Raw genomic sequence first — 9206 nt, 5'->3', positions numbered from 1 at the left:
CCGGCGGGCGGCGGACGCCGAGCTCACGCGTCAGCTCAGGCGCGGGCGCGGGCGGCGCGCGGCCTTCAGACGGTCGTTCGCGTCCAGGACCACCTTGCGGATGCGGATACTCTCCGGGGTGATCTCCACGCACTCGTCCTCGCGGGCGAACTCCAGCGACTCCTCCAGGGTGAGGATGGTCGGCGGGGTGAGGCCCTCGAACGAGTCCGCCGTGGAGGAGCGCATGTTGGTGAGCTTCTTCTCCTTGGTGATGTTCACGTCCATGTCGTCCGCGCGCGAGTTCTCGCCGACGATCATGCCCTCGTACACCTCGGAGCCGGGCTTGATGAAGAAGGTGCCGCGCTCCTGGAGGTTGATCATGGCGAACGGGGTGGCTGAGCCGGCGCGGTCCGCCACCAGCGAGCCGTTGGTGCGGTACTCGATCTCGCCGGTCCACGGCTCGTAGCCGGCGGCGTAGGACGAGGCGATGCCCGCGCCGCGGGTCTCGGTGAGGAAGCGGGTGCGGAAGCCGATCAGGCCGCGGGCCGGGACCAGGAACTGCATGCGGATCCAGCCGGTGCCGTGGTTGGACATCTCCTGCATGCGGCCCTTGCGGCCGGCCATCAGCTGGGTGACGGCGCCCATGAACTCCTCGGGGATGTCGATGGTCATGTGCTCCATCGGCTCGTGCAGCTTGCCGTCGACCTCCCGGGTCACCACCTGCGGCTTGCCCACGGTCAGCTCGAAGCCCTCGCGGCGCATCTGCTCCACCAGGATCGCCAGGGCGAGCTCGCCGCGGCCCTGGACCTCCCAGGCGTCCGGACGCTCGGTGGGCAGGACCTTGAGGGACACGTTGCCGATGAGCTCCTTGTCCAGACGGTCCTTCACCTGGCGGGCGGTGACCTTGGCGCCCTTGACGCGGCCGGCCAGCGGGGAGGTGTTGATGCCGACCGTCATGGAGATCGCCGGGTCGTCCACGGTGATCAGCGGCAGCGGCTTCGGGTTCTCCACGTCGGTGAGGGTCTCGCCGATCATGATGTCCTCGATGCCGGCGACCGCCACGATCTCGCCCGGGCCGGCCTGCTCGGCGGGCACGCGCTCCAGGCCCTTGGTGGCCAGCAGCTCGGTGATCTTCACGGTCTTCTGGGTGCCGTCCTGGCGGGCCCAGGCGACCTGCTGGCCCTTCTTCAGGGTGCCGTTGAAGATCCGCAGCAACGCCAGGCGGCCCAGGAACGGGGAGGCGTCCAGATTGGTCACGTGGGCCTGCAGGACCTCGCCCTCGTCATAGGTGGGCGCCGGGACGCGCTCCATGATGACGTTGAACAGCGGCTCCAGGTCCTCGGAGTCCGGCAGCGAGCCGTCGGCCGGCTGCTCGAGCGAGGCGCGGCCGGCCTTGCCGGAGGCGTACACCACCGGGACGTCCAGCACGGAGTCCAGGTCCAGGTCCTCGACCTCCTCGGCCAGGTCCGAGGCCAGGCCGAGCAGCAGGTCCATGGAGTCAGAGACCACGCCGTCGATGCGGGCGTCCGGGCGGTCCGTCTTGTTGACGACCAGCACCACCGGGAGCTTGGCGGCCAGCGCCTTGCGCAGCACGAAGCGGGTCTGCGGCAGCGGGCCCTCGGAGGCGTCCACGAGCAGCACGACGCCGTCCACCATGGACAGCCCGCGCTCGACCTCGCCGCCGAAGTCCGCGTGGCCCGGGGTGTCGATGACGTTGATGGTCACGGTCTCGCCCTCCGGGGCGGACGGGCCGGAGTAGAACACGGTGGTGTTCTTGGCCAGGATCGTGATGCCCTTCTCCTTCTCCAGGTCACCCGAGTCCATGACGCGCTCCGCGACCTCTCCGTGCGTGGAGAAGGCGCCGGTCTGGCGCAGCATCGCGTCCACGAGCGTGGTCTTGCCGTGGTCCACGTGGGCCACGATGGCCACGTTGCGCAGGTCGGTGCGGGCGGTCGGATTCGAGCTCATGAAGGTCCTGTCCGGGGTGGTGGGGGAGGTCTGGCGGGCACACGCCGACGGCGGCCCTCGTGCGATTGTACGCGCGTGGAACCGCCGTCGCCGCCGGTGGCGTGGAACGTCACCGGCGTGCGCCGGCGCCGCTCCCTCGCAGACGGCGACGACGGCCAGGCAGGTGCCCGACCGTCGTCGCGTGCCGCTGTGGTGCGGCGGAGGGGATCCGGTGCGGATCAGTAGGCGTGCTCGCCGAAGGAGGCGAGCAGCTCGCGCCGCTCCTGGCGGCGCTCGGCCTGCTCGTCCGGGTCCGGCACCGGGGCCGCGGCCAGCAGGCGCTGGGTGTACTCGGCCTGCGGGTTGTGCAGGACGTCGTCCGTGAGGCCCTTCTCGACCTCCTTGCCGTCCTTGAGCACGAGCACCTTGTGGGCCAGCATGTCCACGACCGCCAGGTCATGGGACACGAACAGGCAGGCGAACTCGTAGCGCTCCTGGAGCTGGGCGAACATGTCCAGCACGGCGGCCTGGACGGACACGTCGAGGGCCGAGGTCGGCTCGTCGGCGATGAGGACGTCCGGGTCCAGGGTCAGCGCACGCGCAATGGAGATGCGCTGGCGCTGACCGCCGGAGAGCTCGTGCGGGAAGCGGTTCACCACGGAGCGCGGCAGCTTCACGGCATCCAGCAGCTCGTAGGCACGCTCCAGGCGGGCCTTCCGGTCCCCCACCCCGTGCACCACCATCGGCTCGGTGATGATGTCGCCGATCGGGAAGCGCGGATCCAGCGAGGCCGCCGGGTCCTGGAACACGACGCCGATCCGCTTGCGCAGGGCGCGCTGCTGCTTCACGGGCATGGACGCCAGGTCCGCGCCGTAGATCTTCAGCGAGCCGGAGGCCACGGGCAGCAGGCCGAGCACCGACTTGGCGATGGTGGACTTGCCGGAGCCCGACTCGCCCACCAGGCCCATGATCTCACCCGGCGCCACGGTGAAGGACACGTCGTGGACCACACGGTTCTTCTTGCCGCGGTGGTCGTACTCGAGGTTGAGGTTCTCCGCCTCGATCGCGTACTTCGCCCTGGTCTGGGTGGAGGTCACCGGCTCCGGCTCGGCCACGTGGTACGAGTTGCCCAGGCGGGGCACGGCGGAGAGCAGGCGCTGGGTGTAGGGATGCTGTGGGTGCTGCATCACCTGGTGCACCGGACCGGACTCCACCAGCTCGCCGTGCAGCATCACGCAGACACGGTCCGCCATGTCCGCCACCACGCCCATGTTGTGCGTGATGAGCAGGATGCCGGTGTTCATCTTGTTCTTCAGCGACCGCAGCAGCTCGAGGATCTCGGCCTGCACGGTCACGTCGAGCGCGGTGGTCGGCTCGTCCGCGATGATCGCCTTCGGCGAGCAGCTGATGGCCATCGCGATCACGATGCGCTGGCGCTGGCCGCCGGAGAACTGGTGCGGGTACTGCTTCAGGCGGGCGCGGGCGTCCGCGATGCCCACCATGGTGAGCAGCTCGACGGCCATCTTGTCCGCCTCGGTGCCGTAGGCGAGACCGTGCAGCTCGATCGACTCGGTCAGCTGGTCGCCGACCGTGAGGACCGGGTTCAGCGCGGTCATCGGCTCCTGGAACACCATGGAGATGTCCTTGCCGCGCAGGCTGCGCAGGCGCCCGTCGCTCATGGTGAGCACCTCCTCGCCGGCGAGCTTCACCGAGCCGGTGATGTCCGCGTTCGAGGGCAGCAGGCCCATGGCGGTGGAGCTGGTCACGGACTTGCCGGACCCGGACTCGCCCACGAGGGCGACGACCTCGCCGGGACGCACGTCGAACGTGACGCCCTTGACGGCGTGGACCTGGCCGAACTCGGTGTCGAACTTGACGTCGACGTCCGTGAAGGACAGGACCGGCTGGCCGCCGAGGTCGTCGTGGCGCTTCACGATGCCCATGGCGGTCGTGGTCGGGCCGGCGACGGGACCGCCGCCGCCCTGGGGGACGTCCGCAGCGGTGGAGCCGGTCGGGGTGCCCTGGGCGGATGCGCCCTGCGCCGCCGCGGCGGCGTCGTTCTTCTTCTTTCCGAACATGGAATGCACTTCCTTCTCAGCTCACGTCACTGACCGCGCGGGTTGCCGGGCTGGCCGCGGTCGGTGTCCTTGTCCACACGGGCGATCGGACCCTCAGCGGCGGCGGGGGCGTCGTTCGGCCCGTCACCGGCGACGGGGGTGCGCCGCGGGCTTGACGTCCGAGGCCACCGAGCCGCCCGAGGCGGTCGCGGCGCCGCTCGGCGTGGTCGAGGACGCGGCCTCGTCCAGGGCCTTCTTGCGGCCGGACAACCCCAGGAAGCCCTTCTTCTTGCGGGCACCGCCGCCCTGACGCGGGTCGAAGGCGTCACGGAGGCCGTCGCCGAGGAAGTTCACGGACAGGGCGATCGCGAGGATCAGCATGCCGGGCCACCAGAACAGCCAGGGACGCGTGGTGAACGCGTTCTGGTACTGGGAGATCAGCAGGCCGAGGGACGACTCCGGCGGCTGGACGCCGAAGCCGAGGAAGGACAGGGAGGTCTCCAGCAGGACCGCGCCTGCGATCGCGAAGGTCGCGTTCACCACGATCACGCCGATCGTGTTCGGCAACAGGTGCTTGAAGATGACACGGCCGGGCTTGGCGCCCATGGCCACGGCGGCGGAGACGAACTCCTTCTCACGCAGCGAGAGGACCTCGCCGCGCACCAGACGGGCCAGGGACGTCCAGGACACCAGACCCAGGACGATGGCCAGCGGGATGATGCCGCCCGGCAGGTTGTTGGACATCTTGCCGAGCACGGCGGCCAGCACCAGCAGCGGGATCACGATGATTAGGTCGGTCAGACGCATCAGCAGCGAGTCGACCCAGCCGCGGAAGTAGCCGGACAGCGCGCCGACGATCGCGCCGATGGCGGTGGACACGAGGCCCACGATCACGGCGATGATGAGCGACTGCTGGGTGCCGCGCATGACCAGGGCGAACCAGTCCTTGCCGGAGGAGTCCTGGCCGAACGGGTGCTCCCCCCAGGCCAGACCGTCGCCGCCGAGGAACTGCGGCACGATCGACATGGTCGGCTTCCCCCCGTTCACCACGGAGCCGGCGGACAGGTAGGACTTGTCCCACCAGCCGGGGATCGGACCGAAGCCGATCGAGGTAAACGCGAAGACGGTGATCACGATCAGCACGATCGTGGAAATCATCGCGGCACGGTGCTTGAAGAAGCGCTTCCGGACCAGCTGACCCTGGGAGAAGGACTTCCCCGTCTTCTGGCGGAGCTTGGCGTCCTCGGCCTCGGCGAGGTCGAAGGCCTTCTGCGCCTCGGTGGGCGCGGTGGTGTTGTTCGTCGTCATCGCGATCACACTCGAATCCGGGGGTCGAGGATGGCGTACAGGACGTCCGCCACGAGGTTCATGAGCACGGCGGCCGTGCCGGTGACCAGGAAGAAGGCCATGACCGGGGCCGGGTCCACCTGGTTCAGGCCGGTGGCGAACAGCTCACCCATACCCTTCCAGCCGAACACGCGCTCGGTGATCACGGCGCCGCCGATGAGGCCGGCGAAATCGAACGCCATGATCGTGGTGATCGGGATCAGCGAGTTGCGGAACGCGTGCTTCAGGATCACCTGACGCTCGCCCAGGCCCTTGGCCCGCGCGGTGCGGATGTAATCCTGACGGGACACCTCGAGCATCGAGGAACGGGTGTAGCGGGAGTAGGTGGCCACCGAGATGATCGTCAGCAGGACGGTCGGCAGCAGCAACTGGGTGCCCTTGTCCATGAACTCCACCCAGAAGTGGGCGTCCAGGCCGGGGGTCTCCGAACCGATGGTGGCCACCGGACGCGGCTTGGCGCGCAGCAGCAGCGGCCAGTAGTTGGTCATGTGCTCCATGACGATCGCCACACCCATGATCACCGCGGTGATCGCGGAGACGGTCACGGCCGCCCCCTTCGAGTAGCCGCCCATCAGGCGTCCGATGAGGATGCCGACGAGCACGCAGATGATGCCCAGGCCCAGCAGGATCAGCCAGGACGGGTTGTTCATCAGCAGGCCGTAGGTGGCGTAGTAGCAGACCATGCCCACGGCGACGGTCACGAGGCCGGCGTACAGCACCTTGCGGTTCTTGAGACCGGCCACGATGGCGGTCACGGCGACGGCCGCGGCCAGGCCGATGACCAGCTGCACGAGCGGACCCATGCGCGGCTGGCGCCAGAAGTCCAGGGCGTGCAGGGTCGGGAACACCACGAGGACGAAGCCGGCGGTCAGGACGAAGGTGAGCAGACGGCGCTTGGTGTTGCCGGCCATCGCCGCCTGCATCACCAGGCCTGCGACAAGGGCCCCGATGATGATGAACGTCCAGTTCAACGTGGGGTTCGCGATCCAGTTGTTGTAGCCGATGGCCATGTACTCCTTGAGGAGCACGGCGGCCCAGAAGACCGGCAGCGAGAAGAACAGGAAGATCAGCAGCGTCACCGCGTAGTCCAGGCCGGAGTACTGGCGGATCGCCGTGATGATGCCGATGCCGATGCCGATGATGATCGCGAGCACGGTGGCCAGCACCACGAGGCGAAGGGTGGACGAGGCCGCGTTGGAGAGCAGGTCCAGGACCTGCTGGCCGCCGCGGTTGGTGCCGAGGTCGCAGGAGCCCACGAGGCAGCCGGCCACGCCGCGCAGCCAGATGAAGTAGCGCGAGTACCAGGGCTCGTCCAGGTTCATGTAGTTGATGCGGGCCTGCATCAGCTGTTCGCGGTTCTCGTTCTGGGACTCACGCAGATCCGCGAGGGGATCGCCGGAGTTCACGACGAGGACATAGAGGAGGATCGATGCGCCGAACAGCACGAGGAACGAGCTGCCGAGTCGCTTGAGGATAAATTTCAGCACAACAGGGGGTGACCTTCCGTGCTCAGTGATGGGTTGGGAGGTCCCGCGCAGAGCGGGGTTCCACGGGGAAGGGCCCGACCGCGGGGCGGTCGGGCCCTTCACACCGTGGGTGTCAGGGTGTCACAGCACACTACACGGTGAGAGCTGTGACACCCGGACGCCGGGGGTTCGTCACTCGGCGGAGTCCTGGACGCGGACCCACTGCTCCACGTTCCACAGAGCGCCGGACTGGGTCGAGGTCTTGCGGACGTTCGCCACGTCGGCAGCCTGTCCAAGGATACCCGGGTGGGCGAACAGCGGGATGGCCTGGTAGTCCTCCCACAGGAGCTTCTCGATCTCCTTGACCTGCTCCAGCTGCACCTTCTCGTCGAGCGAGCCGGCCAGCTTGTCCCAGGCCTCGTCGACCTTCGGGTTGGAGTAGCTCATGTCGTTCTGGGCACCGGTGGAGTGGTAGATGTTGCGGCCGGAGGCCTTCTGGCCGGAGCCGGACCAGGCGAACAGCGCCACGTCGAAGTCGCCGGCGCCGAGGACCTCGGTGAAGAAGTTCGCGTTGCCGGAGTCCACGATGTCGAAGCCGGCCTCGTCACAGGAGGACTTGATCATGGAGACGATCTCGGTGCGGCGCGGGTTCGGCGAGTTGTAGCCGATGCGGACCTTCGGCTTGGACTCGCCGGACTTCTCGATGAGCTCCTTGGCCTTCTCGATGTTCGGCTCGTCCATCTCCTTCGGGTAGGACGCCTCCACGACCTCGTCGTAGTTGTCCTGGAACGGGAACACCTCGCGGAGGTTCATGACCTCGGCCTCGTTGTTGATCGGCTTGATGAGGTTGTCCACGATCTGCTGGCGCGGCACGCAGAGGGCGAAGGCCTCGCGCAGCTCGGCGGAGTCGGCGAAGACCGAGCCCTCGCCGCGGTTGAAGTCGAGGTGCTCCCAGGAGAGCTGGTCGCCGGTCTGCACGACCACCTGGTCGCCCAGGCCCTCGAGCTGCTGCAGGGTGTCCACGGTGGCCTGCGGCTCGATGACGTCGAGCTCCTTGTTCTGCAGCGCCTGGACGTGGGTGTCGGCAGCGGCGAAGCGGACCACGAGCTCCTTCATCGCCGGCTTCTCACCCCAGTACTTGTCATTGGCCTCGAGGGTGATGAACTGGCCGGCGGTCCAGCCGTCCTTCTTGATCTTGTACGGGCCCATGGACGGGATGAGGGACTCGTCCGGCAGCTCGCCCGGCTTGAAGTCCCAGCCGTCGTTCCAGAACTTCGCGGCCGGCTTCAGGGCCTCGACGTCCTTGGCCTCGATGGCCTTGGCCAGCTCCTCCTCAGACATGCCGGACTCCTTGGCGACCACGTGGGCCGGCAGAGCGGTGGAGACGAGGATCTCCCAGTCCGCGTAGGACTGGTTGTAGGTGAGCGTGAACTCCTTGCCCTTCGGGTCGCCCTCGGGCATCTCGTCGATGTAGTCACCCATGGTGGAGGAGACCGAGTCGAACAGCTGAGCGTCGCCGTCCTTCAGGTTGCCGTTGTCCGCGGCCCACTGCAGCTGGAAGTCCAGGGCAGTGACGTCGGTGCCGTCGGACCACTTGGCGTCGTCCGCGATGGTGTACTTCACCTGGAGCGGGTCGTCGGAGACCTTCTCGTAGGTGCCGAACGCCTCGTTGCGCATGATGGTGCCGTCGGTGCCGAAGTAGAAGAAGCCCGAGAACAGGCGGTCCACCACGGCCGAGTTGTACGAGGTGTAGGTGTTGGACTGCAGGCCGTTGTAGGAGGAGAACTCGTCCTCGCCGATGGAGTAGGCCACCGAGCCGTCCTTGGTCTCGACGTCCTTCATGTCCGCAAGGCCGGGGCCGTCGGCCTCGACGGTGTACTTCTCGCCCTGCTCGCCGGTGGTGAACTCGGTGCCGCCGTTCCCGCCGGAGCCGCCGTTGCCGCCGTTGCCGCCATCGTTGTTGTCCGCCGGGCCGGCCGGGGCGCAGGCAGAGAGGAAGAGCGCGGAGCCGGCGGCGAGGGCCGCGGCCGCAGAGAGCTTGGTGTACTTCATGGAAGTCACTCCAATCATCAAAGGTGCAAAGTGCATCTCAGTGGGGTGAGACCTCCCGGGAAGTCCCCGGTTGATCTCGGTGGATGAATCACCGCGAGAGCGAACCCCCTCAGGTTCCACTCCGTGAGATGCACCACACATTAACCCGACGTGGGCCACATGCAAAAACGTGACGTGGCGAACAGGCGCTTCCCAGTTCGATCGTTACCCTTTCGTAACTGCCGTGACACAATCGCACCGCGCGCGGGAGGCGTCACCACGGGCACGACGGCACGGGAGTCGAGCCGCCGCCTCAGGACCGGAGGTCGGCCAGCAGCGTGCGCACGGCCCAGGCCCCCGCCATGCCGTGCACGCCCCG

General features: G+C 68.0%; 5 protein-coding genes. All 5 read right to left on the bottom strand.

Annotated features, from left to right (window positions below; genetic code table 11):
* Window positions 1-30: 30 nt before the first annotated feature.
* Window positions 31-1947 (bottom strand): translational GTPase TypA, encoded by a 1917-nt coding sequence (typA, locus tag AC2W7A_RS05580; RefSeq protein WP_485990479.1) that lies wholly within the window; start codon window positions 1945-1947, stop codon window positions 31-33.
* Window positions 1948-2165: 218 nt separating this feature from the next.
* Window positions 2166-3869 (bottom strand): ABC transporter ATP-binding protein, encoded by a 1704-nt coding sequence (locus tag AC2W7A_RS05575; RefSeq protein ID WP_485990481.1) that lies wholly within the window; start codon window positions 3867-3869, stop codon window positions 2166-2168.
* Window positions 3870-4127: 258 nt separating this feature from the next.
* On the bottom strand, window positions 4128-5291 hold the full coding sequence (locus tag AC2W7A_RS05570; RefSeq protein WP_485990480.1) for an ABC transporter permease: 1164 nt from the start codon (window positions 5289-5291) through the stop codon (window positions 4128-4130).
* Between the two features lie 5 nt (window positions 5292-5296).
* Window positions 5297-6817 carry an ABC transporter permease gene (locus tag AC2W7A_RS05565; RefSeq protein ID WP_485990478.1) on the bottom strand — a complete coding sequence of 507 codons (1521 nt, stop codon included), beginning with the start codon at window positions 6815-6817 and terminating at the stop codon, window positions 5297-5299.
* A gap of 171 nt (window positions 6818-6988) precedes the next feature.
* Complete coding sequence (locus AC2W7A_RS05560) at window positions 6989-8848, bottom strand: ABC transporter family substrate-binding protein (RefSeq protein ID WP_485990477.1); 1860 nt, start codon at window positions 8846-8848, stop codon at window positions 6989-6991.
* Window positions 8849-9206 lie beyond the last annotated feature (358 nt).

It is taken from the genome of Micrococcus sp. LASM2_SD2, from assembly GCF_057364565.1.
The sequence above is the reverse complement of the archived record's forward strand: the minus strand, read 5'-3'. Positions and strand labels throughout refer to the sequence as shown.